The organism is Frigoribacterium sp. VKM Ac-2836 (genome assembly GCF_013248995.1).
In the GTDB taxonomy this organism is placed as follows: domain Bacteria; phylum Actinomycetota; class Actinomycetes; order Actinomycetales; family Microbacteriaceae; genus Frigoribacterium.
This window is the reverse complement of the sequence record NZ_JABRPK010000001.1, coordinates 731289-756512: the sequence shown is the minus strand read 5'-3', so window position 1 is coordinate 756512 and position 25224 is coordinate 731289. Positions and strand designations below refer to the sequence as shown.

At 71.4% G+C, this 25224-nt stretch carries 25 protein-coding genes and 1 tRNA gene; 11 read left to right on the top strand and 15 right to left on the bottom strand.

Translation table 11 applies throughout. The features are described from left to right. The 7 genes from rho to argS all read right to left on the bottom strand — a co-directional run bounded on the left by rho (nucleotide 1) and on the right by argS (nucleotide 9993). Nucleotides 1-2268 carry a transcription termination factor Rho gene (gene rho, locus HRF36_RS03545; RefSeq protein WP_173206268.1) on the bottom strand — a complete coding sequence of 756 codons (2268 nt, stop codon included), beginning with the start codon at nucleotides 2266-2268 and terminating at the stop codon, nucleotides 1-3. 271 nt (nucleotides 2269-2539) lie between these two features. Continuing rightward, the gene (thrB, locus tag HRF36_RS03540; RefSeq protein WP_173206265.1) at nucleotides 2540-3493 is read right to left on the bottom strand and encodes a homoserine kinase; all 954 of its coding nucleotides are present in this window, start codon (nucleotides 3491-3493) and stop codon (nucleotides 2540-2542) included. Further along, entirely contained in the window at nucleotides 3490-4572 is a 1083-nt protein-coding gene (gene thrC / locus HRF36_RS03535; RefSeq protein ID WP_173206263.1) for a threonine synthase, read from the bottom strand. Before thrC ends, thrB begins: the two co-directional genes overlap by 4 nt. Beyond that, nucleotides 4572-5903, bottom strand: a complete 1332-nt coding sequence (locus HRF36_RS03530; protein WP_173206260.1) for a homoserine dehydrogenase — start codon at nucleotides 5901-5903, stop codon at nucleotides 4572-4574. Before HRF36_RS03530 ends, thrC begins: the two co-directional genes overlap by 1 nt. Nucleotides 5904-5953: 50 nt before the next feature. After that, entirely contained in the window at nucleotides 5954-7402 is a 1449-nt protein-coding gene (gene lysA, locus HRF36_RS03525) for a diaminopimelate decarboxylase (protein WP_217270859.1), read from the bottom strand. Nucleotides 7403-7468: 66 nt separating this feature from the next. Continuing rightward, on the bottom strand, nucleotides 7469-8248 hold the full coding sequence (locus HRF36_RS03520; protein WP_173206254.1) for a DUF2993 domain-containing protein: 780 nt from the start codon (nucleotides 8246-8248) through the stop codon (nucleotides 7469-7471). A gap of 83 nt (nucleotides 8249-8331) precedes the next feature. Further along, nucleotides 8332-9993, bottom strand: coding sequence for an arginine--tRNA ligase (gene argS / locus HRF36_RS03515; RefSeq protein WP_173206251.1), 1662 nt, complete (start codon nucleotides 9991-9993; stop codon nucleotides 8332-8334). 64 nt (nucleotides 9994-10057) lie between these two features. Between argS and HRF36_RS03510 the strand changes: the two genes are divergently transcribed. Next, nucleotides 10058-10684 carry a hypothetical protein gene (locus HRF36_RS03510; RefSeq protein ID WP_173206248.1) on the top strand — a complete coding sequence of 209 codons (627 nt, stop codon included), beginning with the start codon at nucleotides 10058-10060 and terminating at the stop codon, nucleotides 10682-10684. 39 nt (nucleotides 10685-10723) lie between these two features. On the opposite strand, the gene HRF36_RS03505 is transcribed toward HRF36_RS03510, so the two are convergent. Then, nucleotides 10724-11524 (bottom strand): gamma-glutamyl-gamma-aminobutyrate hydrolase family protein, encoded by an 801-nt coding sequence (locus HRF36_RS03505; RefSeq protein ID WP_254280994.1) that lies wholly within the window; start codon nucleotides 11522-11524, stop codon nucleotides 10724-10726. 101 nt (nucleotides 11525-11625) lie between these two features. Beyond that, a complete protein-coding gene (locus tag HRF36_RS03500; RefSeq protein ID WP_173206245.1) occupies nucleotides 11626-12345 on the bottom strand; it encodes a pyridoxal 5'-phosphate synthase in 720 nt (239 codons plus the stop codon). A 77-nt stretch (nucleotides 12346-12422) separates the two neighbouring features. Between HRF36_RS03500 and HRF36_RS03495 the strand changes: the two genes are divergently transcribed. Further along, nucleotides 12423-12497: transfer RNA gene (locus tag HRF36_RS03495), tRNA-Arg, on the top strand. Between the two features lie 64 nt (nucleotides 12498-12561). Here the strand turns inward: HRF36_RS03495 and HRF36_RS03490 are convergent. The 3 genes from HRF36_RS03490 to HRF36_RS15725 all read right to left on the bottom strand — a co-directional run bounded on the left by HRF36_RS03490 (nucleotide 12562) and on the right by HRF36_RS15725 (nucleotide 14499). Next, nucleotides 12562-13146, bottom strand: a complete 585-nt coding sequence (locus HRF36_RS03490; protein WP_173206242.1) for a recombinase family protein — start codon at nucleotides 13144-13146, stop codon at nucleotides 12562-12564. Between the two features lie 96 nt (nucleotides 13147-13242). Further along, nucleotides 13243-13458 carry a hypothetical protein gene (locus HRF36_RS03485; protein ID WP_173206239.1) on the bottom strand — a complete coding sequence of 72 codons (216 nt, stop codon included), beginning with the start codon at nucleotides 13456-13458 and terminating at the stop codon, nucleotides 13243-13245. A 150-nt stretch (nucleotides 13459-13608) separates the two neighbouring features. Continuing rightward, nucleotides 13609-14499 (bottom strand): DMT family transporter, encoded by an 891-nt coding sequence (locus HRF36_RS15725; protein WP_371739988.1) that lies wholly within the window; start codon nucleotides 14497-14499, stop codon nucleotides 13609-13611. Between the two features lie 51 nt (nucleotides 14500-14550). Here HRF36_RS15725 and HRF36_RS15720 point away from each other — a divergent pair, with 51 nt between their 5' ends. The 6 genes from HRF36_RS15720 (at nucleotide 14551) to HRF36_RS03455 (ending at nucleotide 20716) form a co-directional block, all read left to right on the top strand. Continuing rightward, the gene (locus HRF36_RS15720; RefSeq protein WP_254280993.1) at nucleotides 14551-14958 is read left to right on the top strand and encodes a hypothetical protein; all 408 of its coding nucleotides are present in this window, start codon (nucleotides 14551-14553) and stop codon (nucleotides 14956-14958) included. Nucleotides 14959-15016: 58 nt separating this feature from the next. Next, the gene (locus HRF36_RS16040) at nucleotides 15017-17038 is read left to right on the top strand and encodes a TPM domain-containing protein (protein ID WP_371739987.1); all 2022 of its coding nucleotides are present in this window, start codon (nucleotides 15017-15019) and stop codon (nucleotides 17036-17038) included. A gap of 115 nt (nucleotides 17039-17153) precedes the next feature. Then, the gene (locus tag HRF36_RS03470; protein WP_173206233.1) at nucleotides 17154-17876 is read left to right on the top strand and encodes a PspA/IM30 family protein; all 723 of its coding nucleotides are present in this window, start codon (nucleotides 17154-17156) and stop codon (nucleotides 17874-17876) included. Nucleotides 17877-17908: 32 nt separating this feature from the next. Beyond that, nucleotides 17909-19012 (top strand): DUF418 domain-containing protein, encoded by a 1104-nt coding sequence (locus HRF36_RS03465; RefSeq protein ID WP_217270857.1) that lies wholly within the window; start codon nucleotides 17909-17911, stop codon nucleotides 19010-19012. A 13-nt stretch (nucleotides 19013-19025) separates the two neighbouring features. Continuing rightward, nucleotides 19026-19853, top strand: a complete 828-nt coding sequence (locus HRF36_RS03460; RefSeq protein WP_371739986.1) for an arginase family protein — start codon at nucleotides 19026-19028, stop codon at nucleotides 19851-19853. Continuing rightward, the gene (locus HRF36_RS03455) at nucleotides 19850-20716 is read left to right on the top strand and encodes a crotonase/enoyl-CoA hydratase family protein (protein ID WP_173206227.1); all 867 of its coding nucleotides are present in this window, start codon (nucleotides 19850-19852) and stop codon (nucleotides 20714-20716) included. The genes HRF36_RS03460 and HRF36_RS03455 overlap by 4 nt, the downstream gene beginning before the upstream one ends. A gap of 81 nt (nucleotides 20717-20797) precedes the next feature. Here the strand turns inward: HRF36_RS03455 and HRF36_RS03450 are convergent, their stop codons facing one another. After that, on the bottom strand, nucleotides 20798-20968 hold the full coding sequence (locus HRF36_RS03450; protein ID WP_043595102.1) for a CsbD family protein: 171 nt from the start codon (nucleotides 20966-20968) through the stop codon (nucleotides 20798-20800). A 193-nt stretch (nucleotides 20969-21161) separates the two neighbouring features. On the opposite strand from HRF36_RS03450, the gene HRF36_RS03445 reads away from it, so the two are divergent. From HRF36_RS03445 to HRF36_RS03435, 3 genes are read left to right on the top strand one after another with little or no spacing between them, the layout of a single operon-like run. Further along, nucleotides 21162-22562: an NAD(P)/FAD-dependent oxidoreductase gene (locus HRF36_RS03445; protein WP_173206224.1), complete on the top strand. Its 1401-nt coding sequence runs from the start codon at nucleotides 21162-21164 to the stop codon at nucleotides 22560-22562. Next, nucleotides 22559-22915: a Fe-S oxidoreductase gene (locus tag HRF36_RS03440; RefSeq protein ID WP_173206221.1), complete on the top strand. Its 357-nt coding sequence runs from the start codon at nucleotides 22559-22561 to the stop codon at nucleotides 22913-22915. The genes HRF36_RS03445 and HRF36_RS03440 overlap by 4 nt, the downstream gene beginning before the upstream one ends. Beyond that, nucleotides 22912-23733, top strand: a complete 822-nt coding sequence (locus HRF36_RS03435) for an SDR family NAD(P)-dependent oxidoreductase (protein WP_173206219.1) — start codon at nucleotides 22912-22914, stop codon at nucleotides 23731-23733. Before HRF36_RS03440 ends, HRF36_RS03435 begins: the two co-directional genes overlap by 4 nt. Nucleotides 23734-23817: 84 nt before the next feature. Here HRF36_RS03435 and HRF36_RS03430 read toward each other — a convergent pair whose 3' ends face one another. Continuing rightward, the gene (locus tag HRF36_RS03430) at nucleotides 23818-24765 is read right to left on the bottom strand and encodes a siderophore-interacting protein (RefSeq protein ID WP_173206216.1); all 948 of its coding nucleotides are present in this window, start codon (nucleotides 24763-24765) and stop codon (nucleotides 23818-23820) included. Between the two features lie 13 nt (nucleotides 24766-24778). Beyond that, complete coding sequence (locus HRF36_RS03425) at nucleotides 24779-25207, bottom strand: SIP domain-containing protein (protein WP_173206213.1); 429 nt, start codon at nucleotides 25205-25207, stop codon at nucleotides 24779-24781. Nucleotides 25208-25224: the final 17 nt, after the last annotated feature.

Here is a 25224-nt window from a genome sequence, read left to right as displayed (position 1 = left end):
TCAGTGCTCCTTGTGGCCCGAGTCGTGTCCGTTCGAGGCGGGGACCGACTTCTGGACCTGGACGAGGAACTCGACGTTCGACTGCGTCTCGCGCAGGTTGCGCAGGACGATCTCGAGAGCCTGCTGCTGGTCGAGACCGGCGAGAGCCCGGCGCAGGCGCCAGGTGATCTTGACCTCGTCGGGGCTGAGCAGCATCTCTTCGCGACGCGTGCCCGAGGCGTTGACGTCCACGGCCGGGAAGATCCGCTTGTCGGCCAGGTGGCGCGAGAGGCGGAGCTCCATGTTGCCGGTGCCCTTGAACTCCTCGAAGATGACCTCGTCCATCTTCGAACCGGTCTCGACGAGAGCGGTCGCGAGGATGGTCAGCGAGCCACCGTTCTCGATGTTGCGAGCGGCACCGAAGAAGCGCTTCGGCGGGTACAAGGCCGACGAGTCGACGCCACCCGAGAGGATGCGGCCCGACGCCGGTGCGGCCAGGTTGTAGGCACGGCCGAGACGAGTGATCGAGTCGAGCAGCACGACGACGTCATGGCCCAGCTCGACGAGACGCTTGGCACGCTCGATGGCCAGCTCGGCCACCGTGGTGTGGTCCTCGGCCGGGCGGTCGAACGTCGAGGCGATGACCTCGCCCTTGACCGTGCGCTGCATGTCGGTGACCTCTTCGGGGCGCTCGTCGACGAGCACGACCATGAGATGCACCTCGGGGTTGTTGACCGCGATGGCGTTGGCGATCGACTGCAGGACGAGGGTCTTGCCGGCCTTGGGGGGCGACACGATGAGACCGCGCTGGCCCTTGCCGATCGGCGACACGAGGTCGATGATGCGGGTCGAGAGCTTCTGCGGTTCGGTCTCGAGTCGGAGGCGCTCCTGCGGGTAGAGCGGGGTCAGCTTGCTGAACTCGACGCGCTTGGCCGCCTCGTCGACGGGCTGACCGTTGATCGAGTCGATCTTGACGATCGCGTTGTACTTCTGGCGTCCCTGGCCCTGGTCGCCCTCGCGAGGCTGACGGATGGCTCCGACGACCGCGTCACCCTTGCGCAGGTGGTACTTCTTGACCTGGCCGAGCGAGACGTAGACGTCGCTCGCACCCGGCAGGTAGCCGGTGGTGCGCACGAAGGCGTAGTTCTCGAGCACGTCGAGGATGCCCGCGACGGGGATGAGGACGTCGTCCTCGCCGATCTCGGGCTCGACGTCGTCGTTCTGGGCACCACGACCACGCTTGCGGTCTCGCTGACGGCCGCGACCCTGACGCCCGCCCTCGTCGTTCTGACCGCCGGACTGCGGACCGTTGCCGGCCTGCTCGCCCCGCGCGGCGTCGTTCTTCTCGCCGGCCTCACGCTGTGCCTGCTGTTCGGCCTTCTGGTCGGCGCGCTGCTGGTCGCCGCGCTGCTGGCCGTTCTGCTGCTGGCCGTTCTGCTGCTGGCCGTCGGCCTTCTGGCCGCCGTTCTGCTGGCCGCCGTTCTGCTCGGTCTGGGCCTGCTGCCCGCCCTTGCCGCGGTTGCGGTTGCGACTGCGACGGCCGCCACCCTGCTGGCCGCCGTTCTGCTGGTCGGCGTTCTGCTGCTCGGACTGGGCCTGGTCGGTCTGACCCTGCTGGTCGGTGACGACCTCGTCGGTGGCCCCGGACGGGGTGGTCTCGGTGGACACCGACGGGTCTGCCGCCGGGGTGTCGACCGACGCACCGGGCTGCGCCGCGTCGGCAGCCACGGACGCGTCGGAGGCGCGTCGCGAGCCACGACGGCGAGACGGCCGCTCGGGGGCGGCCACGGGCTCGGTCGTGGAGTGGTCGGTCGCCGACTGCTCGTCGGCGGGGACGGGAGCCGTGACGGCGGTGGCCTCGGTGGCGGGCACCTCGACGAGCGGCGCGACCCCGGTCTCGCCGGCGTTGACGTGCGCACCGGCGGCACGGGACTCAGGGGCCCCGGCGGCGGACGTGGCACGACGCGAGCCACGACGGGCCCGGGTGGGCGCCTCGGTGGGCTCGGCGACGGTCTCGGCCGCAGGGGCCTCGACGCCTTCGGCGACGGAAGTCTCGACGGAGGCCGGGACGCCGGCGTCGACGACACCGTCGAGCGTCGGCTGGGGGGCGACCTCGGCGGCGGCCCCCTCGCCCTGCTTCGCCGCGATGGCGGCCACGAGGTCGCCCTTGCGCAGCTTCGAGATGCCGCTGATGCCGAGCGACGAGGCGAGGGCCTGCAGCTGGGGCAGGCGCATGGCGGTGAGTTCGGGCGTGGACGGCGCAGCGGCGCCGTTCTGGACGTCAGTCACGAGTGATGGGTTCCTTTCGCTCCCCCGCGTTGATCGGCGAGGCAGAGCTGGTCACACCTCGCGGCCTCAGGCCTGCACTGTGCGGGTTCGCCCCGAGGGGCTGCCCTGTGCGGGCTCTGCACGGGATGAGCAGGAGGCCGGGGAGGTGCGGTGCGCGCCGACCAGATCGGCAGACGAACACTGCTAGATGTGCACTACGGGATGTGCGACCCGGGGACTCGAAGACTTGTGACCCCACGCGGTTGCCCCACGAGTGACGGTGGGAACGTTGCTAGATGCCCAGGAAATCTGAGTTTTCTACCGGGTGCGCCACAACTGTAGCACCTTTGAGATCGACGGCCAGCATCAGAGGACGCCACGACGACACGGCGTGTTCGCGCACCAGATCGGCCGCGAACAGGCGCTGTGCCGGGTCGCTGCCGAGCACGAGCAGGGACGGCCCGGCTCCCGACACGACGGCCGCGAGACCGGCGTCGCGCAGCATGCGGATCAGCGTGTCGGTCTCGGGCATGGCGCTGGCGCGGTAGCTCTGGTGCAGCCGGTCCTCGGTGGCCGCGAGCAGCAGCTCGGGACTCTGGACGAGGGCGGCCACCAGCAGGGCCGAACGCGAGACGTTGAACGTGGCGTCCTCGTGCGGAACCGAGGCGGGTTGCAGGCTGCGGGCGAGCTTGGTCGAGAGGGTCGACTCGGGCACGAACACCACGGGCGAGACCCCTCGGTGCACGAGAAGTCGCTTGTGCGACGGGCCGTGCGAGTTCATCCACGCGATCGTGAGGCCGCCGAACAACGCCGGGGCGACGTTGTCGGGATGCCCTTCCATCTCGGTCGCCAGCGCGAGCAACGCGGCCGAGTCGAGGTCGACCGTGCCGTCGAGCAGCCCCTTGGCGGCCATGATGCCCGAGACGATGGCGGCGGCGGACGAACCGAGTCCGCGGCCGTGCGGGATCGCGTTGCGAGCCCGGAGGTGCAGTCCCGGCAGCGGGACGTCGACCGACGCGAACGCGGTGGCGATCGCCCGGACGACGAGGTTCGAGCCGTCGGTGGGCACCTGCCCCTCGCCGACTCCGGACACCTCGACCCGGACGCCGGGCTCACGGGTGGCGGTGACCTCGAGTTCGTCGTAGAGCGAGAGCGCGAGGCCCAGCGTGTCGAAACCGGGGCCCAGGTTGGCCGAGGTCGCGGGGACCTTGACCAGCACCGAACGCCCGACGACCCCCGAGGTCATGCAGAGGCCGGTGCGAGTCCGAGCACCTCGGCCACCTGGGCCGTGTCGCTCGCGACCACGGTCGGCTGCACGTCGCTGCCGTCCGGGCGACGCAGGGCCCACTGGGGGTCTTTGAGGCCGTGGCCGGTGACGGTGAGCACCACGGTGGCACCGGCGGGGATGACCCCGGCGTCCGCCCGCTCGAGCAAACCCGCCACGCTGATGGCCGATGCGGGCTCGACGAAGACGCCCACCTCGGCCGAGAGGATCTTCTGGGCGGCGAGGATCGCCTCGTCGGTGATGGCTCCGAACCAGCCGTCCGTCAGGTCGCGTGCCTCGAGGGCGAGCTGCCACGAGGCCGGGTTGCCGATGCGGATGGCGCTGGCGATGGTCTCGGGGGCCTTGACGACCTCGCCCGCGACGATCGGAGCCGAGCCGGCGGCCTGGAAACCGAACATGCGCGGCAGCTTGGTGGCGCGTCCGATCTCGAGGTCTTCGCGGTAACCGCGTGTGTAGGCCGTGTAGTTGCCGGCGTTGCCGACCGGGATGAAATGGAAGTCGGGAGCGTCGCCGAGGACGTCGACGACCTCGAACGCACCGGTCTTCTGCCCCTCGATGCGGTCGTTGTTGACCGAGTTGACCAGGTGCACCGGGTAGTTCGCGGCGAGGTCGCGCGCGATGTCGAGGCAGTCGTCGAAATTGCCCTGGATCTGCAGCAGCTGTCCGTCGTGCGCCACGGCCTGGCTCAGCTTGCCCATGGCGATCTTGCCCTCGGGCACGAGCACCGCGGCGGTGATTCCGGCGTGCGCGGCGTAGGCGGCGGCCGAGGCCGAGGTGTTGCCCGTCGAGGCGCAGATGACGGCTTTCGCGCCGTGCTCGACGGCCTTCGAGATGGCCATCGTCATTCCGCGGTCCTTGAAGGAGCCGGTCGGGTTCATCCCCTCGTACTTGACGAAGACCTTGGCACCCGTGCGGGCCGACAGTGCCGGAGCCGGGATGAGCGGCGTACCGCCCTCGCCGAGCGTGACGATCGGGGTGGCGTCGGTGACGTCGAGACGGTCGGCGTATTCGCGCAGGACACCCTGCCACTGGTGGGCCATCAGGCTCCTTCGACTCTCAGCACGCTCGTGACGGAGTTCACGACCGTGGCGTTCTTCAGGGCGGTCACCGTCGCGGCGAGGTCGGACTCGCGCGCCCGGTGGGTGCCGATGATCAGCGTAGCGGTGGCCACGGGGTCGCCCTCGACCGTGACGCCCGGCGTCGCACCCGACGTCTGCTCGACGTTGTGGACGCTGACGCCGTGGTCGCTGAGCACTCCTGCGACCTCGGCGAGCACACCCGGTTGATCCGCCACGTCGAGGGTGATCTGGTAACGGGTCGACACGCGGCCGATCGGGAAGACGGGGAGGTTCGCGTGGGTGGACTCGGCGACGCCCGGGCCACCGATGACGTGGCGACGCGCGGCCGACACGAGGTCGCCGAGGACTGCGGACGCGGTCTCGACTCCCCCGGCACCGGCGCCGTAGAACATGAGGTCTCCGGCCGACTCCGCCTCGACGAAGACCGCGTTCTTGGCGCCGTGCACGGCTGCGAGCGGGTGGCTCAGCGGCACCAGTGCCGGGTAGACGCGGGCGCTCACGCCCTCGACTCCCTCGTCGTCGACGAGACGCTCGCAGATCGCGAGGATCTTCACGACGTAGCCGGCCTTGCGCGCCGCGACCACCTGGTCGTGCGTGACGGAGGTGATGCCCTCACGGTGCACCGCCGCGAGCGGAACGGCCGTGTGGAAGGCGAGGCTGGCCAGGATGGCCGCCTTCTGCGCGGCGTCGTAGCCCTCGATGTCGGCCGTGGGGTCGGCCTCGGCGTAGCCCAGGGCCGTGGCCGTCGCCAACGCGTCCTCGAGGCTCGAGCCGTCGGTGTCCATGCGGTCGAGGATGAAGTTGGTCGTGCCGTTGACGATGCCCATGATGCGCTGGACGCGGTCACCGGCCAAGCTGTCGCGCAACGGGCGGATGATCGGGATGGCCCCGGCCACGGCGGCCTCGTAGTAGACCTGAGCGCCCACCTGCTCGGCCGCGTCGAAGAGCTCGGTGCCGTGGCTCGCGAGCAGGGCCTTGTTGCCGGTGATGACGTCGGCGCCCGAGTTCAGCGCCTGCAGCACGTAGCTCCGGGCCGGCTCGAGTCCGCCGATCAGTTCGACGACGATGTCGGCACCGACGATGAGCGACTCGACGTCGGTCGTGAACAGCTCGCGCGGCAGGTCGACGTCCCGGGGGGCGTCGACGTCGCGCACGCCGATACCGACGAGCTCGAGCCCGGCCCCCGCGCGCCCGGCGAAGTCGTCGCCCTGCTCGAGCAGCAGCCGCGCCACCTGCGACCCCACCGAGCCGGCGCCCAACAGGGCGACCCTCACGTTGCGGTATTCGATCATGTCAGTCCGTTCTCGGGTGCTTCGTCGTCGGCGTGCGGAGTTCGCACGGGTCAGGAGGCGCTGGTCGCCCGGTCGAGGCCGGCGTCACGGGCCAGCAGGTCGGCTTCGCTCTCGCCCCGCACGATGACGCGGGCCCGGCCGTCGCGCACGGCCACGACGGGGGGACGCCCGACATGGTTGTAGTTGCTGGCGAGACTGTGGCAATAGGCGCCGGTGGCGGGTACGGCGAGCAGGTCGCCCGGGGCGACGTCGCCGGGCAGGTAGTCGGCGAGCACGACGAGGTCGCCGCTCTCGCAGTGCTTCCCGGCGACCCGCACGAGAGCGGGCGGGGCCGAGGAGGTGCGGTTCGCCATGCGCACCGAGTAGTCCGCCGCGTAGAGAGCCGTGCGCGCGTTGTCGCTCATGCCGCCGTCGACGCTGACGTAGCGTCGCACCGCGCTGCCGTCGTCGGACGAGACGGTGACGTCCTTGATGGTGCCGACCTCGTACAGCGTCGTGCCGGCCGGCCCGACGACGACTCGACCCGGCTCGACCGCGAGGAGGGGAACGTCGATCTCGAGCCGGAGGCACTCGGCCTGGACGATGTCGGCCAGGGCGACGGCGAGTTCGTCGAGCGGACGGGCGTCGTCGGCACTCGTGTACGCGATGCCGAAGCCGCCCCCGAGGTTGAGTTCGGGAACGGGCCCGGACGCGAGCAGGTCGGCGTGCACCGCGAGCAGACGGCGCGCGGCCTCGGCGAAGCCGTCGGAGCCGAAGATCTGCGAGCCGATGTGTGAGTGAAGACCGACGAACTCGAGCGAGGACTGCTCGCGGATCGCCCGGACGATCTCGGGGGTGTCGGCGAGGGGGACGCCGAACTTCTGGTCTTCACGGGCGGTGGCGAGGTACTCGTGGGTGGACGCGTGGACGCCCGAGTTGACCCGGAGACGCACCCGCTGGACACGACCGTGCCGCGCGGCCGCCGCGGCGACCCGGCCGACCTCTGCGGCGTTGTCGAGGACGACGGTGCCGATGCCGGCCTCGACCGTCCGATCGATCTCGGCGAGGGACTTGTTGTTGCCGTGGAACCCCATGCGGGCCGGGGCCACGCCCGCGGCCAGGGCCACGGCGAACTCGCCGCCGGTGCAGATGTCGACCGCCATGCCCGCCTCGGCGACCCACCGCGCGACCTCGGCCGAGAGGAACGCCTTGGCGGCGTAGTAGACCGTCGCCCTCGTGCCGATGCGGGCCGCCTCGCGCTCGAACGACCGGACGGCCTCGACGGCCCGGGTGCGGGCGTCGTCCTCGTCGAGGACGTAGAGCGGTGTGCCGAACGACGACACGAGCTCGGAGACGGTGACGCCGCCGAGCACCAGTTCACCGTCGGAGGACCGCCGGGCCGAGGCCGACCAGACGGCCGGGTCGAGGGCGTCGGCGTCGACCGGCTCGACGAGCCAGGCAGGGGCCAGGGGGTTCGGGGACACGCGGACCTCGGGGGTTCGAAGGACGGGGAACGACATCAGAGCCTACCGACCGCCGACGGGCGTGACGGCCACGGGCGGGACCTCCTCGACGGCGACGCGAGGTCAGGAGCAGGACCCCTTGCTGCCGATGCCGCTCGACGAGATGGGCAGGCCCGGTGACGCGACGTCGATCGTCGCAGCCGAGGACGTGACGGCGACGCCGGTCAGGGTGGTGCCCTGGGGCAGGTACTGCGCGGCGCACACGTCGAAGGCGTAGCCGCCGATGAAGGGTGCGAGGTCGAGCGACACCGACGTGTCCCGCAGCGACGCGGTCGTCGGCGTGAGCGAGATGACCCGACCCTCGCCCGTGATCGAGGGCGTCGCGACGACGTCCACGGGGACGACCGTGTTCACCAGCGGGATCGTGAAGTCGCGGGCGTAGGTGACCTGTCCGTCGCCGAACGAGATCGCTCCACCGCTCTCTTGGACGGCAGCCAGCCCGTTGACGGTCGCCGCGTCGGCGGTGACCGTACCGCTGATGGCACCGGTCGAACCACTCAAATCGGTCGGGACGTCCCGCACGTCGAAATCGAACGAGAGCCCGTCCGACGACCCAGCGGACGAGATGGTGGCCTGGTCGATGCTGCCCTGCACGAGCTGCCAGAGCATCGAGAACCCGCCGATCTGGACGTCGACCGGGCCCGCGGCGTCTCCGAGCTGTTGCGAGATCTGCTTCTCGGCCTGGCCTTCGGCGACGGTCCGGACGACGAGGTCGGCGACGACGGCGAGGATTCCGAGGACCACCACGATGCCGAGGAGCACGAAGACGAAGATGCCGAAGCCACGCCCCCGGCGTCGGGCGACGGGCTTGGCCTCGAAGAAGTCGGTGTCGATGTCGCTCATCGGGCCATCATGTCAGCCGGCCGGCGAGGATCGCTCACGCCGCGCCTCCTGCGGTCGAGGCCGAGGAGGCGCGGCGTGGGGGCTCACATCCGATCGGGTGCCGAGACGCCCAACAGGCCGAGGCCGTTGCGGATGACCTGGCCCGCCGCGTCGTTGAGCCACAGACGGGTGCGGTGCAGGTCGGTGACCTCGTCGTCGCCGAGGGGTGTGACACGGCAGGTGTCGTACCAGCGGTGGTAGGTGCCGGCGAGCTCTTCGACGTAGCGAGCCACCCGGTGCGGCTCGCGCAGCTCGGCGGCCTGGACGACGACGCGAGGCAGCTCGGAGAGCGCCCCGAGCAGGGCGCTCTCGGTCTCGTGAGTCAGCAGCGACGCGTCGAACGCGTCCCGCGTGACCCCGGCGGCCTCGGCGTTCCGGGCGACGGCGCGGGTGCGGGCATGGGCGTACTGGACGTAGAAGACCGGGTTGTCGTTGCTGCGCTTGGTGAGCAGGTCGAGGTCGATGTCGATCGAGCTGTTCACCGGGCTGCGGACCAGCGAGTAACGACCGGCGTCGACTCCGACCGCGTCGACGAGGTCCTCCATCGTGACGACGGTCCCCGCGCGCTTCGACATGCGCATCGGCTCACCGTCGCGCAGCAGGTTGACCATCTGCCCGATCAGGATCTCGAGGTTGACGCCGGGCTCGTCGCCGAAGGCGGCGCACATCGCCATCATGCGACCGACGTACCCGTGGTGGTCGGCTCCGAGCATGATCAGGTTGCGCTCGAAGCCGCGTTCGCGCTTGTCGAGGTAGTAGGCCAGGTCTCCGGCGATGTAGGCGGCCTCGCCGTCGCTCTTGACGATGACCCGGTCACGGTCGTCGCCGAATTCGGTGGTGCGCAGCCAGGTGGCACCCTCGGCCTCGTAGACGTGCCCGAGCTCGCGCAGTCGGGCGACGGCGCGCTCGACGGCCCTCGACTCGTGCAGCGAGTTCTCGTGGAAGTAGACGTCGAAGTCGACGCCGAAGTCGTGCAGCGACGACTTGATGTCGGCGAACATGAAGTCGACGCCGACCGAGCGGAACAGCTCTTGCGCCTCGTCACGGGGCAGCTCACGCACGTCGCCGTCGAAGGTCGCCAGGACGCGGGCCGCGATCTCGGCGATGTACTGCCCGCCGTAGCCGTCGTCGGGGGTGGGTTCGCCGAGCGCGCTGGCCAGCAGGCTGCGGGCGAAGCGGTCGATCTGCCCGCCGTGGTCGTTGAAGTAGTACTCGCGGGTGACGAGGGCGCCCTGCGCTTGGAAGACGCGAGCCAGGCTGTCGCCCACCGCGGCCCAGCGGACACCGCCGAGGTGGATCGGGCCGGTGGGGTTCGCCGAGACGAACTCGAGGTCGATGGTGACGCCGCGGTAGTAGTCGCCGCGTCCGTAGGCCTCGCCCTGCTCGACGATCGAGCGCGCGAGCAGTCCTGCGGCGGCCGCGTCGAGCCGGATGTTGATGAACCCGGGGCCCGCGACGTCGACGTCGGCCACCCCGTCGACCTCGGCCAGGTCGGCCGCGATGTCGGTGGCGAGCTCGCGGGGATTCGTGCCCACGCGTTTCGCGAACTTCATGGCGACGTTGGAGGCCCAGTCACCGTGCTCGCGGTTCTTCGGCCGCTCGAGCGCCACGTCGCCCTCGGTCACCGTCACGTCGACGGTGCCTCGGCGCTCGAGGACGCCCTGGACGACGGCGAGCAAGGACGTGGAGAGTTCGGCGGGAGTCACGAGGGACGATCTTACCGGCAGCGGAGGGACCGCCGACGAGTCTCACGTCGGTGATGATGGAGGGATGCGCCCCGCCTCGACCCGCTCCCCCGCCACCCTGCGTGCCCTCGCCGTGACCGGCGTCCTCGCTCTGTCGCTGAGCGCCTGCACGGGCAACGCGCCGTCCCGGCCGGACGCCTCGGCGACCCCGAGCGAGACGTCGTCGACCACCCCCGAGGCGACGTCGACCGCCGTACCCGTCCCCGACCTCGTGAGCACACCGTTCACCGTCGACTGCGGCGACCTGCTCGCGGCCGGCAGCCTCTCGTCGTACTACTCGGCTCTCGCCCCCGTCTCGGCCGACGACGTCCGCGGCGACGAGAGCCGCGACGGCGAGGCCCTCGGGATCGTTGCCGAGGCCGACGGCACGACCTGCACCTGGCAGGACGCGGACGGGGCGACGATCACGGTCGGGGTCGCCCATTTCGACGACGAGAGCCTCGACGAACTGGCCAACGATCTCGTCGCGACGAGCAACTCGGTGCCCACGTACGGCGTCGAAGGCTACTTCGACACGACCGGTCGGGTGGGGACGGCCGAGGCGTTCTCCTCGCCGGCGTTCGTCGTGGCCCGATCGACGACGTTCCTCGAACCGGGCGACGCCGAACCCGTCGTGTCGGCCGTGCTCTCCGCACTGCGGCAGGACGGCTGAGCCGACGGGCAGGAGGCGCGCTCGGGTGAGGGGCGCGTCCTAGGCGACCAGCGCCTCCTGGTCGGCTCGCGTGGCGACGGTCTCGGCCAAGGAGGCCAACAACGCCTCGAGCTGGCCCACCGGCGCCCCGCGGTCTTCGGGGTGCCATTGGACACCGAGGATCGGGGCCGAGTCGTGCTCGACGGCCTCGACGGTGCCGTCCGCGGCCCGACCGACGACGCGGAGACCGTCGCCCACCCGACCGACGGCTTGGTGGTGCGCGCTCTGGACCACGGGCGCGGCACCCAGGACCTGGGCGAGACGGCTGCCGGGTTCGAGCCGCACGCCGTGTGGGTGCATCAGCTCTGCGACCGGTGCCTCGGGGGTGCGGTGCAGGCCGTCCTCGTCGTCGAGGTGCTGCACGAGGTCGCCGCCGAGCGCGACGTTGATCAGTTGATGGCCGCGGCAGACGCCGAGCAGCGGGGTGCGTCGGGCGACGGCCCGCCGGACGAGGGCGAGCTGGGCCTCGTCGGCCACCGGGTCGTGGCGGCCTTCTCCCGGGTAGCCGGTCGCGCCTCCGTAGTGGCGGGGCGACAGATCTTCTCCGCCGAGCACCACGATCGCGTCGTGGTCGACGGTCAGGCGGAGCAGCTCGTCGACGCCGAGGTCGCCGGCTGCGAACCGCGTCGCCCGCCAGCCCGCCGCGGCGGCGGTCTCCCGAACGCGGGAGTTCATCTCTTCGACGTAGGCGTGGTACTCGGGAGCATGCGGCCGGTGCCGGGTGACCTCGACCACCGCGAGGCGCATCGAGGCGACGGCGGGGTCGCTCGGGCGGGTCGTCGGGGCGGCGTACGAGGTCATGCCCCCATGCTGCCGTCGGCGCCGACGGTCTGCCAGGTGCGTGTCGTCGCGTTACGTCCGCTCGACCGTCGAGGTCACGCCGTCGACGACCTCCGTGGTCGTCAGGGCCACAAGGAGGCGCGGGTCCAGCCGTCTCCGTCGCGGTCGTACCGCAGACGCACCTGGTTGCGGCCCGTGGTCGCCTGCCAGAACTCGATCGAGGTGGGGTCGACCCGCCAGGCCGTCCAGTCCTCGGGGACGAGGGTGTCGTCGGACTCGATCGCGGCCTTGGCCTCGGCGAGGCGACGACGCGTCTCGGCCTCGTCGGTGATCGGGCTGCTCTGCGGCTGCGTCATGGCCACGGCGCGCGAGTCCGGGTGGCGCGCGGTGAAGTCCTTCTCGCTGACGTCGCGCGGTCCTGGCGTCGCCCGACCGAGCACCCGGACCTGGCGGCCCTGCTCCCGCCAGTAGAGGGTGAGGGCCACCCGGGGGTTCTCGGCGATCTGCCGTCCCTTCGGGCTGATCGAGGAGGTGGCGAACCAGAGGGCGCCGTCGTCGACGTCCTTGAGCAGCAGGGTGCGGGCGGTGACGTCACCGTCGGACGACGAGGTCGAGATCACCATGGCGTGCGGCTGGGCCACGTCCTGGTCGACGGCCTCCACGAGCCAGGCGACGAACTGGTCGACCGCGTCGTCGGCCACGGCGTCGACGTCGAAGGTGGGCAGCTCGGGATGGAAGACCTTGGCCGAGCGGAGGCGCTCGCGCAGCGTCGGGCCGTCGGGATCGGTGCGGTCGGAGCGAGCGTCGCGGTCGGCTGGGTCGGTGTGCTTGTCGTCGGTCACTCCCCCACGATGCACCCTGCCCGGCGTCGTCGTTCCAGACGGCACCGATTCGCTGCTAACCTTGACGACGTTCCCGGGCCCCCATAGCTCAGGGGATAGAGCACTGCCCTCCGGAGGCAGGGGCGGCAGTTCGAATCTGCCTGGGGGCACCACGTTCTCTCGGCCGAATGCTGGTCCATTCCATCCCGTGCGCGCCGGTCCTCTCAGCGCCGGGAGTCAGTCGGGCTGCTGCCGCCGGGCACGATCGGCGTCGTCGCGCTCGAGTTCGCGGCGGAGGACGCGCTCGGGCACGGCGACGTGCTCGGCGGCCTCGCGCATGCTCGCTCCCCCCGCGCGCAGCTGACGGGCGGCATCGAGACGGCGCCTCGAGACCGGGGGTTTCGGGGTCTGCGCGACCCGCGCCTCCTGACGTCTGCGGGTCTCGGCACGGTGCAGCTCGCCGCCGACCTGCTCGTCGAAGCGGGCCAGGGCGGCGGTGACCCGGAAGAAGAAACGGCCGTACGCGTTCAGCTCGTCGATCTGCTCGTCGATCGAGCGGAAGGCCACGCCCAGGGCGTCGAGCGTCGCCATCACGCCGACCAGCTCGGCGACCGAGCGCCCGATGCGGTCGACGTTCACCACGACGAACACGTCGCCCTCGCGCAGGCTGCCGATGGCCTTGGCGAACTCGGGGCGGGGCTGCCGGGTACCGGTGGCGTGATCGACGAAGACCTCGTCGCACCCGGTGGCCCGGAGGCGGTCGACCTGCCGGTCGGACGACGGGTCGTCTCGCGAGATTCGGGCGTACCCGACGACGGTCACGGGAGGCCTTCCGACGACGGTGGAGAGAGGAGAGGCCTCGCCGGTGGCGAGGCCTCGGTGACGCCTGCCGGTGGCCGCGTCAGTGGACGGTCGTTCTCAACTGTAGGTCAGAGCGATCACTGCGACGTCGAGCGTGCGGTACGAGCCCTCTCGACGGACGGCGGTCCGGACGCGACCACGCAGCACCTCGAAGAGGCCCTCGGTCTCGTGCACGAACCCGATCACTCCGGCGGTCGGTGTCGACACACGGTGGAATCCGTCACCCAGCGGGATGACCTCGGCTCGGGACGTACGCTCCAAGACAGCACCCATGATGTCTCCTTCATCGTTCTCCGGCCCGTCAGGTGGACCGTGATCGCAGCGTACCCCGCGAGGGGGGTACACGGTGCCCCCGAGCGCTCAGGATCGTCCTCTCGTTCGCACTGCGGACAGACGTCGCGCCGGGCGGGGATCTGCGTCCGTTCAGGCCGTCGGAGCCTCGGGGAGGGGCCCCGGACGCCGTCGCCGACCGGCCGCGACCGTGACCCCCACGCTCGCCGTCGTCACGCAGGCGAGAGCCACGACCTCGCGCACTCCGAGGGCCTCACGCAACACGACGAGCCCGGCCACGGCGGCCACCGCCGGCCCCAGACTCGACAGCACCCCGAACACCCTCGTGGGCAGCCGCCGCAGCGCCACGGACTCGAGGGCGTACGGGATCGCCGAGGTCAGGGCGGCCACCACCAGGAAGATCACCAGGAGGCGCGGGTCGGCCCGCACCGCGACCGTCGCGTCGTGCGCGCCGAAGGGCACCACGACGACCGCGGCGACGAGCATCGCGGTCGCCAGGGTGCCCATAGGGTCACGGCCTCGTCCGAGCGAGGCGTTGGCCAGGATGTAACACGCCCAGAAAGCCCCCGCCCCGAGGGCGAGCAGCACACCGGCGGTGGGGATCGCCCCGGTCGAGTCGGAACCGAGCAGCACGACTCCCGCGAGAGCGAGTAATGCCCAGGCCGCGTCCCACCAGCGTCTGGTCTGCACGAGCGCCACGACGAGCGGACCGAGGAACTCGAGGGTGACCGCCACCCCGAGCGGCACGACGTCGATCGCGAGGTAGATCAACGAGTTCATTCCCGCGAGGGCGAGGCCGAGCAGGACCACTCCGAGCCACGTCCGGCCCGGCCACCGCCAGGGGCGCGGACGGAAGACCACGAGCAGCAGCGCGGCCCCGAAGGCGAGGCGCAGGGCGGCCGCGCCCGTGGGCCCCAGGGCCTCGAAGTGCGTCTTAGCGAGAGCGGCCCCGAACTGCACCGACACGATCGCCGCCACGGCGAGCAGGGGCGCCGGCACACGGCCGAGGGGGCTGGGGTTCACGGGGCTCCAATGTGCGTCACGGGGTGCGCGGCGGCACAGTACGATCGTGGCATGAGCGACGCCTTCTCCGTCATCGCGCCGGTGGTGGAGCTCTTCGGCTGGTTCGGATTCGTCGTGGGCACCCCCTTCCTCCTGGCCGGTTGGCTGCTGCGCCGCCGGGCGACCCGCCTCGAGAGCACCGTGGGCGTGGTCATCCCGCCACCCGAGTGGGCCCGTGCCGCGACCGCCCGCTGGATGGACGTCGACGGGCAGCTGCACGAGACGCAGTTCGGCGAGATCCCGGTCACCACGCCGCTCGAGACCGAGCTCACCGTGCACTACGACCCCGACCGCCCGCACCGGGCCCGGGTCCACCCGCCCCACGACGACGGTCGGGCACCCCGGACGGTGGGCGTCGTCCTGTGCTCCGTCGGGGCCGTCTGCGCCGTCGCCTCGGTGGGCCTGCTCTTCGTCTCGTGACCCGGGCGCTCCGACAGGGGCCGTCGATAGACTCCCCGCAACGAGCGAGGGGAGCGTCGTGAGAACGAGCGCAACGACCGGCCGACGACCGACGAGGTGGGCCCTGGTCGCTGCCGTGACGGCCGTCCTGACCCTGGTGGGCGGCATCGTCGTCGGAGGGGGCCCTGCTCAGGCGGTCGAACCGGTCGAACTCTCCGGTGCCTACGTGGTCGACCAGGCCGACGTCCTCTCGGGCGCCGACGAACGTCACGTCACCGACGCGCTGGACTCGCTCTCGGCCGACACCGGCGTCAATCTCTTCGTCGTCTACGTCGATTCGTTCACCTCCCCCTCCGACCGCACGGCCTGGGGTGAGGCCACGGCATCGTTGAACCAGCTCGGCACGAACGACGTGTTGCTCTCGGTCTCGGTGGACGACCAGTTCTACGACCTCTCGGCCGACACCTCCGTCCTGTCGGAGTCCGACCGCCAGGCTCTTCAGACCGACGTGGTCCTGCCGCAGCTGCGCGACGGCGATTGGGCCGGCGCCGCCGTGGCCCTGGCCGACGGCATCCGCAGCGACGAGGCGGGTCCCCACCTCAGCTGGGTGTTGTGGGCGCTGCTCGTGCTGTTGCTCGTCGTGGCGGCCGTCGTCGTGGTCGCCGTCATCCGCCGGGCACGACGCCGCCGCCGTGAGGTCGACGCACAGAAGGCCGACCAGGACGAGCTCGACCGACGCGCCGCCCGGGTGTTGGTCGCCCTCGACGACGAACTGACCGCCGGCGCGCACGAGGTCGGCTTCGCCGCCGCGCAGTTCGGCGACGATGCGGCCAAGCCGTTCGCCGAGGCACTCGACGCGGCCCGGGTGCAGGCTCGCGAAGCGTTCGCCCTGCAGCAGAAGCTCGACGACTCCGTTCCCGACTCCCCCGAGCAACGCCGCGAGTGGACCACCCGCATCATCGAGTTGTGCGAGGCGGCCGACGCTTCGCTCGCCGAGCAGTCCGCCGCGTTCGACGAGCTGCGCGAGGCCGAGAGCAGGGCACCGCGCGACCTCCAGGCCCTGCCGGGCGAGATCGAGAGCCGACGGGCCCGCCTCGTGACGGCTCGCTCGACGATCGGTGAGCTGACCACCCTCTACTCGGCGCGAGCGGTCGCGTCGATCGACCAGAACGACGACCAGGCCGACCGCCTCCTCGAGTTCGCCGACGAGCGGAGGGGCACGGCTGCTGCTGCGGTGAGCTCGTCGGCCACCTCGGAAGCCGTCGTCGCCATCCGTGAGGCCCGTCAGGCACTGGCACAGGTCGACCAGCTGCTGACCGCGATCGACGGTGCCGCCGAGTCGCTGCGGACGGCGGGCAGCACGATCTCGGCGATGACCCTCGACCTACGGAGGGACATCGAGACGGCCGAGCGCCTACCCGACGGCGCGGCTCCCCAGGGAGTCGACGTCGCCGGCTCCGTCTCGGCCGCACGGGACTCCGTGGCCCTGGCCGAGACGACGACCGACGACCCGCTCGCCGTCGTCGCCTCGCTCGGTGCCGCCAACGACCGCATCGACCGGGTGCTGGCCGCCGTCCGCGAAGACACCGAGAAACAGCGCCGGGCGCAGGCTGCCCTCGACCAGGCGCTGCTGACCGCCCGCAGCCAGATCAGCGCCACCCGTGACTTCATCGAGACTCGTCGGGGCGGCATCGGTCCGCAGCCGCGCACCCGCTTGTCCGAGGCCGAGCGCCACCTGGCCACCGCGGTGGCCCTCGCAACGTCCGACCGCGACGCAGCCCTGTTCGAGGCCCACCAGGCCGTCCAACTGTCGCAGGCCGCAGCGGCCGGCGCCGAGGCAGAGGTCTCGTCGTACCAGCAGGCGAGCCCGTTCGGAGGCGGCGTCCGCAGCCGCGGGTCGGCCGGCGCCGACCTCGGCGGGATCGTCACCGGCATGCTGCTCGGTGGCCTGTTCAGCGGGGGCGGCGGAGGCTTCGGTGGCGGGGGCGGCGGAGGCTTCGGTGGCGGGGGCGGCGGAGGCGGCTTCGGTGGCGGAGGCGGCTTCGGCGGCGGAGGCGGAGGCGGAGGGGGCGGCCGCAGCTCCGGCGGCGGCCGGTTCTAGGCCCGTCCGTCACCGTCCCCGCCCTGCCTCGCCCCGCCCCGCCCCGCCCCGAACCAGCAGCACGACGACTACGACGAGCACCACCCCACCGCACCACCTCTCGAAAGGACGCACCATGGCAAAGCAGTCGATCTTCGGACGCATCGCGCAACTGACCCGGGCGAACATCAACAGCCTGCTCGACCAGGCCGAGGACCCCAGCAAGATGCTCGACCAGATGGTCCGCGACTACACGAACAGCATCGCCGAGGCCGAGGAGGCCGTCGCGACCACCATCGGCAACCTGCGCCTCCTCGAGCAGGACCACGCCGAGGACGTCGCCGCGGCCGCGGACTGGGAGCGCAAGGCCCTCGCGGCGAGCAACAAGGCCGACGAGCTGCGCTCGTCGGGCAACACGGTCGACGCCGACAAGTTCGACGCCCTCGCCCGTGTGGCCCTGGGCAAGCAGCTGCAGAGCGAGAAGGAGGCGAAGACGGCCGAGCCGCAGATCGCCTCCCAGACGGACGTCGTCGACAAGCTCAAGACGGGGCTGAGCGGCATGCGGTCCAAGCTCGACCAGCTCGCCGCCAAGCGCGACGAACTGAACGCCCGCTCGAAGACCGTCGAGGCCCAGACCAAGGTCGCCGACGCCGTTCAGAGCATCGACATCCTCGACCCGACGAGCGAGATCAGCCGCTTCGAGGACAAGGTCCGCCGCGAAGAGGCCAAGATGCTCGGTCGTCAAGAGCTCGCGGCCTCGAGCCTCGACGCCCAGTTCGAGAACCTCGACGACCTCGGGGAGCAGACCGAGGTCGACGCCCGCCTCGCGGCCCTCAAGCTCGGCGCGCTCGACAAGTGAGCCACCCGCCGCCCCGCCTGCCTGCTCCGTCGGTGACCCCGCCGGTGCAGGGGCGTGGGGCGGCGCCGCGCCTCATGGGCGTCGACATCGCCCGCGGCCTCGCCGTGCTGGGCATGTTCGCCGCCCACATGTGGCCTCGGCCGCTGCTCGACGAGCGCATCTTCGACGGCCGGTCCGCGATCCTGTTCGCCACCCTCGCCGGGGTCTCGCTCGGGCTCATGTCCGGTGGCGCCAGGCCGACGCCCCGCGGCCGTCGGGGCCGAACTCTCGGGGGCATCGCCATCCGGGGCGGCCTGTTGGTCGTCCTGGGCCTCGCACTCCAGGCCTGGAACCCCTACCTGCTCGTGATCCTGCCGTACTACGGCGTCATGTTCGTCCTCGTGCTGGGGCTGCTCTTCGCCCCTCGGGCCGTGTTGCTCGCGGCCGCAGCACTGCTCGCCGTCGTGGCTCCGTGGCTGGCCTCGTCCGTCCCCGTCGACGCCTACGGTGACACCGCGTTGTCCGGCGCCGGCGGTCTCGCCACCCAGGCCCTGTTGGTCGGCGCCTACCCGGCGCTGGTCTGGACGCCCTTCCTGCTCGTCGGAGTCGCCGCGGCGCGCTCCGACCTGACTCGTACCCGCACCCAGGTCACGCTGCTCGTCGTCGGGACGTCGGCCGCGATCGTGGGGTACTCGGCGCGCTTCCTGCCCGGTGCCTCCTCGGTCCCCTGGTTCGACCCGGCCGACCACGAGGGCATGCCGGCCGAGATCGTGGGCTCGGGTGGCGTCGCCGCCGCCGTGCTCGGATGCCTCCTGCTCGCCACCACCGCGCATCGCCCGATGACGCCGGAGAGCCGGGGACGAGGAGGCGCGGCCGCGGTCGTCCGCACCGTCCTGCGTCCCCTCGCGGCGACGGGCGCGCAACCCCTGACCGTCTACACGGCCCACGTGCTCGTGACGGCCCCCCTGTTCACCGTGTACCGTCTGTCCGACCCGGCCGCCGCCTACGGTCTGCCCCTCGGCCACCTGGTCGCCGCCGTCGTCCTCACGCTCGTCTACGCGACCCTCTGGCAACGGTTCGTCGGGCGCGGGCCCCTCGAGCGCGCGATCGGTGCGCTGAGTCGCCCCTGGGCCTGGAGCACGGGCGCCCGACCGTGACAGACTGACGCCCGTGAGGTTCGTCGTGGTTCCACAGTGGCAGGGTTCTCCGTCGTCGAGGGCCATGCGGCTCGCCGAGGGGGCGTACGCCGTCCTGGGCGACCTGCCGTCGACCGCCACCACCCTGGTCGAGGTCCCGGTGGGCGCGGGCGACTCGTTGGGCACGCGGGTGCACCGGCTCTCGTCGGTGCTCACCATCGCCGAGTCGGTCGGACGCGAACTGCGCACCGACGACTCCCCTGCCGTCGTCGTGGGCGGTGACTGCGGCGTCGAGTTCGCAGCCGTCCGTCATGCCGTCACGCCCCGCACGGCGGTCGTCTGGTTCGATGCCCACCCCGACCTGCACAGCCCTCGCAGCAGCGAGAGCGGCGCGTTCAGCGGCATGGTGCTGCGGGCCCTGATCGGAGACACGGGCGAGGACCTCCCGACCATCGGCTCCGGTCCGACCTCCGAGCCGCTCGACCCCGCTCGAGTGGTCCTCGCGGGGGCGCGCAGCTACGACGACGCGGAAGACCGCTACATCGAGAGCCGCCACGTCCGCACGGTCTCGTCCCTGGACTTCGACCCCGCCGAGGTCCTCGCCGCCGTCGAGCAGTCGGGGGCCACCGAGGTCTACCTGCACGTCGACCTCGACGTCCTCGACCCGGGAGTGATCGAGGGCTTGCTCGATCCCCAGCCGTTCGGCCTCGAGCTCGGCGTGTTGATCGAGACCATCACGGCCCTGAAGGAGCGCTTCGCCCTCGTCGGCGCGGGCCTGTGTTCGTTCGCACCGGTCGACGCCGAGGCTGCTTCCGACGACATGGGAACGATCCTGCGCATCCTCGGGGCACTGGCCCGATGAGCGCAGGTCAGACGGGCACCGATCGGTCGAGCGGACTCCCGACGGGCTCGGACCCGACCGATGCCGTCGATTCGAATGACGAGCGTCCGCGCGTCACCGTCGAGCGTGACGGCCACGTGCTGCTGATCGGCCTCGACCGACCCGAGAAACGCAACGCGGCCGACCTGCGGATGCTGCGCGAGCTGGCACTGGCCTACGGCGAGCTGGACCGCGACCCCGAGCTGCGCGTCGGATTGCTCTTCGCCCACGGCGACCACTTCACCGCCGGCCTCGACCTCGGCGACGTCGTGCCCGCGGTGACCGCCGAGGGCTTGGACGTCGTCCCCGAGGGTGGCCTCGATCCGTGGCAGGTCCACGGACGCCAGGTGTCCAAACCCGTCGTGATGGCCGTGCAGGGGACGTGCCTGACGCTCGGTGTCGAGCTCGCGCTGGCGAGCGACGTCGTGGTGGCGAGCCGCGACGCCCGTTTCGGCCAGATCGAGGTGACCCGCGCCATCCTGCCGTTCGGTGGCGCGACGATCAGGTTGCCCCGTCGGGTCGGCTGGGGTGACGCCATGCGGTACCTGTTGACGGGCGACCTCCTCGACGCCGAGGAGGCTCGGCGCATCGGCATCGTGCAAGACCTGGTCGACGTCGGGTCTTCTTTCGACCACGCCCTCGACCTCGCCCGGCGGATCGCCGCCCAAGCGCCTCTGGCCGTGCAGGCCACGCTCGCGAACTCCCGGCTGGCCGTTCGCGAGGGCGACGCCGCAGCCGAGGCCCGCCTCCAGCCCGAGCTCGTGCGGTTGCTCGCCTCCGACGACGCGCGGATCGGCTTCGAGGCCTTCGTCAGCCGCACCACCGCCGAGTTCACGGGACGCTGACCGCGCCTCGCCGACGGGGGACGCACGAAAGAACCCGCCCACCCCGAAGGGTGGACGGGTTCGAGAACGAGGCGGATCGGCCTACTTGAAGACGTCCTTGACGTCTTCGCCGACCTTCTTGGCGGAGGCACCGGCCTGGTCTTTCTGACCTTCGGCCTTCAGCTCGTCGTCGCCCTTGCGGTCGCCGAGAGCCTCTTTCGCCTTGCCGGCGATGTCCTGAGCGGCGTTCTTGATCTTGTCGTCGAGTCCCATGTGTGCCTCCTCGTAGGTTGACGCGCTCCGCCGCAACGATCGCGGAGTTGCGCTGATGGGAAGGACGTTACCCGCGCCTCCTCGGTCTCGCTCGCGGCGTCCAGAGAAAACTCAGCAGGGTTTCACGAAACGGCCATGTCGCCCGAACGAGGCCGCCTGAGAACGCGGTCGGCGGGGCGACTAGCGTCGGGCCATGACGACTTATGACCTCATCGTGATCGGAGCCGGCGCTGTCGGCGAGAACGTGGCCGACTACGCCACCCGCAACGGCCTCAAGGTAGCTCTCGTCGAAGCCGAACTGGTCGGTGGCGAGTGCTCGTACTGGGCCTGCATGCCCTCCAAGGCGCTGCTGCGCTCGAGCGCGGTCGTCCGCGCGGCGAAGTCGCTCGACGGAGCCAAGCAGGCCGTGACCGGCGACGTCGACGTCGCGGCCGTCCTGCGCCGGCGCGACTCGTTCACCAGCAACTGGGACGACTCGGGTCAGGCCGACTGGGTCGAGGGTGCCGGCATCGACCTGATCCGCGGTCACGCCACCATCACCGGCGTCAAGGAAGTGACGGTGAACGGCGAGGTGCACCGGGCCACGTACGCCGTGGCCGCCGTGACCGGCTCGTCGGCCCTTCTGCCCGACATCCCCGGCCTCGCCGAGGCGAACCCCTGGACCAGCCGCGAGGCCACCAGCGTGAAGTCGCTGCCGCAGAGCGTCGTCATCGTCGGCGGCGGCGTGGTGGCGGCCGAGATGGCCACGGCCTACCAGCAGCTCGGCTCGACCGTCACCGTGATCGCCCGCAGCGGTCTGCTGGGCGGGCAGGAGCCCTTCGCCGGCGAACTCGTCGCCGACTCGCTGAGAGGACTCGGCGTGGACGTACGCCTCGGCGTCTCGCCCTCGACCGTGCTGCGCACCGAGCACGACACGGTCGAGGTCGGTCTCGACGACGACTCGACGGTCATCGCCGACGAGATCATCGTCGCGACCGGACGCGTGCCCCGCACCTCCGACCTCGGCCTCGAGAACGTCGGCCTCACCCCCGGCGACTGGCTCGACGTCGACGACACCATGCTCGTGAAGGGCACCGATTGGCTCTACGGCGTGGGCGACGTCAACCACCGCGCCTTGCTCACCCACCAGGGCAAGTACCAGGCGCGTGCCGCCGGCGAGGTCATCGCCGCTCGTGCGTTCGGCAAGCCCGTGCACGCAGAGCCGTGGGGTGCCCACGTCGCCACCGCCGACGACGCAGCCGTGCCCCAGGTCACCTTCACGAATCCCGAGGTCGCGAGCGTCGGCCTCACCGCCGACGCCGCCGGCAAGCGTGGCATCGACGTGAAGGTCGTCGACTACGACCTCGCCGCCGTGGCCGGTTCGGCCCTCCACTCGGACGAGTACGAGGGCCAGGCCCGCCTGGTCGTCGACGAGTCCCGCAAGGTGATCGTCGGCGCGACCTTCGTCGGCCCGGACGTCAGCGACCTGCTGCACGCCGCCACGATCGCGGTCGTCGGCGAGGTGCCGATCGACCGCCTGTGGCACGCCGTGCCCTCGTACCCCACGGTCAGCGAGGTCTGGCTGCGCCTGCTCGACGCATACGGCCGTCCGTGAAGAACCCCCTGCTCGACTCCCCTGTCTCGAGGCTCGGTTGCGCCTGGGCGACGGCCGTCGGCCTCGCGGTCGGCGTGCCGCTCAGCGTCGGGCGCGTCCGCGTGGTCGGTGACCTGATCGTGTGCCGGGGACTGCCCCGTTGGGCGTTCAAACGCGGGGGAACGTGCGTCGGTCGGGTGTACCTCACCCGGGACAACGACGGGCCGCGCGTCCTCGAACACGAGGCCGTGCACGTCCGTCAGTGGCGGAAGTACGGCATGCTGATGCCCGTACTGTACTTCTTGGCTGGCAGCGACCCGCTGTCGAACAGATTCGAAATCGAGGCCGGCCTCGAGAAGGGCGGATATCGATGACCCGCACCGTGATCATCACCGGGGCGAGCAGCGGCATCGGCCGCGAGGCAGCCCGCGAGCTCGCGAAGGGCGGCGCCGAGATCGGCGTGGTCGGACGCAACCCCGAGCGCACGCAGGCCGTGGCCGACGAGGTGGGCGGAACGGCCTTCCTGGTCGACTACGACAGGCTCGACGACGTCCGGTCGTTGGCCGACCGCCTGCTCGAGCGCTACCCCCGAATCGACGCCCTCGCGAACAACGCCGGCGGTCTCGTCAGCGAACGGGGCGTCACAGCGGACGGTTTCGAGCGCACCCTCCAGTCGAACCACCTCGCACCGTTCTTGTTGACCCGGCTGCTCCTGCCTCGCCTCGTCGAGAGCGGCGGCCGTGTCGTCTCGACGGCCAGTGCGGCCAATCTGCTCGGGCACGTCCGACTGGACGACCTCAACTGGTCGAAGCGCCGATGGGCCGGGGGCTGGCGTCAGTACGGCACGACCAAGATCGAGACCGTGCTGTTCATCCGCGAGCTGGCGAAGCGCACGGGGCTCGACGCGTTCTCGTTCCACCCGGGCGTCGTGATGACCGGCTTCGGCTCGGATTCACGCTCGATGCGGGTCGCGAACGTGCTGACCAACGGCAACTACGGCATCTCGGCGTCGGCCGGCGCCGTGCCGTTGATCCAGCTCGCCGGCCCGACGACGATCGCGGTCGAGAGCGGCACCTACTTCGACCAGCTGAAGGCAGACGGTCGCCTGCATCGTCAGGCGACCGACCCTCTGCTCGCCGAGGCCCTCTGGGAGCGCAGCTCCGAACTCGTGGGCCTGCCCGCCGAGGTCTAGCCGAGGTCTAGGAGCGGTCCGAGGACGACACGCAGGAGGCGCGACCGACAGGGGCGCGCCTCCCGCGTTCTCGTGGGCCTCGCGTCAGGACTCGGACTTGCCGACCCGCCAGTAGCCCATGAAGGCGACCTGGCGGCGGTCGATGCCGACCTCGCTGACGAGGAAGCGACGGAGAGTCTTGATGGCGCCCGCCTCGCCCGCGAACCACGCGTAGAGGTCGGCACTGACGGCCGCACCGTGCGGGTCGTCGCCGTGCGGGACGTCCCACAGGAGGTCGTGGTCGACGTCGACCTCGCTCACCTCGACTCCGTGGTGCCATGCCGTGACGTAGCGGGCGGTCCAGCGGCGGACGGCGACGACCAAGGCCTCGCCGTGGCCGGAGGACGCCTCGCGTCGCGGTAGCCAGTGCACGTCGACCCCGGGAGGCGCAACGAGGTCGAGCTCGTCGGCTGCCGTCGGGATCTCGATGAAGACGCACCCCCGGGCGTCGGGCGGCAACGCTTCGACGATGGAGCAGATCGCCGGGGCCGCCGTCTCGTCGCCGGCCAGCAGCAGCGTGCGGGCGTCACCCGGCGACCACTCGACCCCACTGCCCGTGACGCCGCTGGTCGCATCGGGCCCGATCAGCAGGAGTTCGTCGCCGACGCGCGCACGACCGGCCCAGGCCGAGGCCGGACCGGTGTCGCCGTGGCAGACGAAGTCGACGTCGACCTCGCGCAGTGCGGGTCGGGCGGCTCGCGCGGTGTACGTGCGGAACGTGTTCTGCTGCTCGGGCGGAAGCGCCCGCCACGAGGCGTACCAGTCGTCGGTGGGGAACGTGTCGTAGCCGCGGCCCTCGAGGGGAAGGACGACCTTGATGCGCTGGTCCAGTCCGTCGACGCCGAAGTCGCCGAGGTCGTCGCCCGTGAACGTGACGCGCACGAAGGAGGGGGCGAGTCGGCGCACGGCCGAGACCCGGACTCGGTAGGGACGGTGCGCCGGCTTCGCGGGGCGCTCGACGGTGGTGGTGGCCGTGCCGGCCGTGGCGGTCATCGAGGTTCGCCGGTCAGGCGGCGGCGGGGGTGCCGACACGGAAGAGCTGATGCAGGTCGTGGCGCAGGTCGTACGCGAACGAGGGCGGGCCGCTGATCCACACGACGTGGTCACCCGTCGCCACGGTCTCGGGCTCGACGTACATCTCACCGAGCCAGGCTCGCACCGCCCGCTCGAGGGCCTGGCCGGGGGCGCAGGCGGTGCTCGTGCCGGGCACACCCGAACGGCGGTCTCGGGCGAGCCAGGTCACGGTCACGCGACCCGGCGAGGCCAACGGGACGATGTCGTCGACGCTGTCGACCTCGACGAACACCTGGCCCCGGGCACAGATCGGCAGGACCGAGAGCATCTCTCGCAGGACGGGGATCGACGACGCGTCTGCGGCGAACAGGACGCGGAGGGCGTCGTGCGGCAGGGGCGAGTTCTGGTCTACGAGGAGCATGACCCCTCCAATATAGG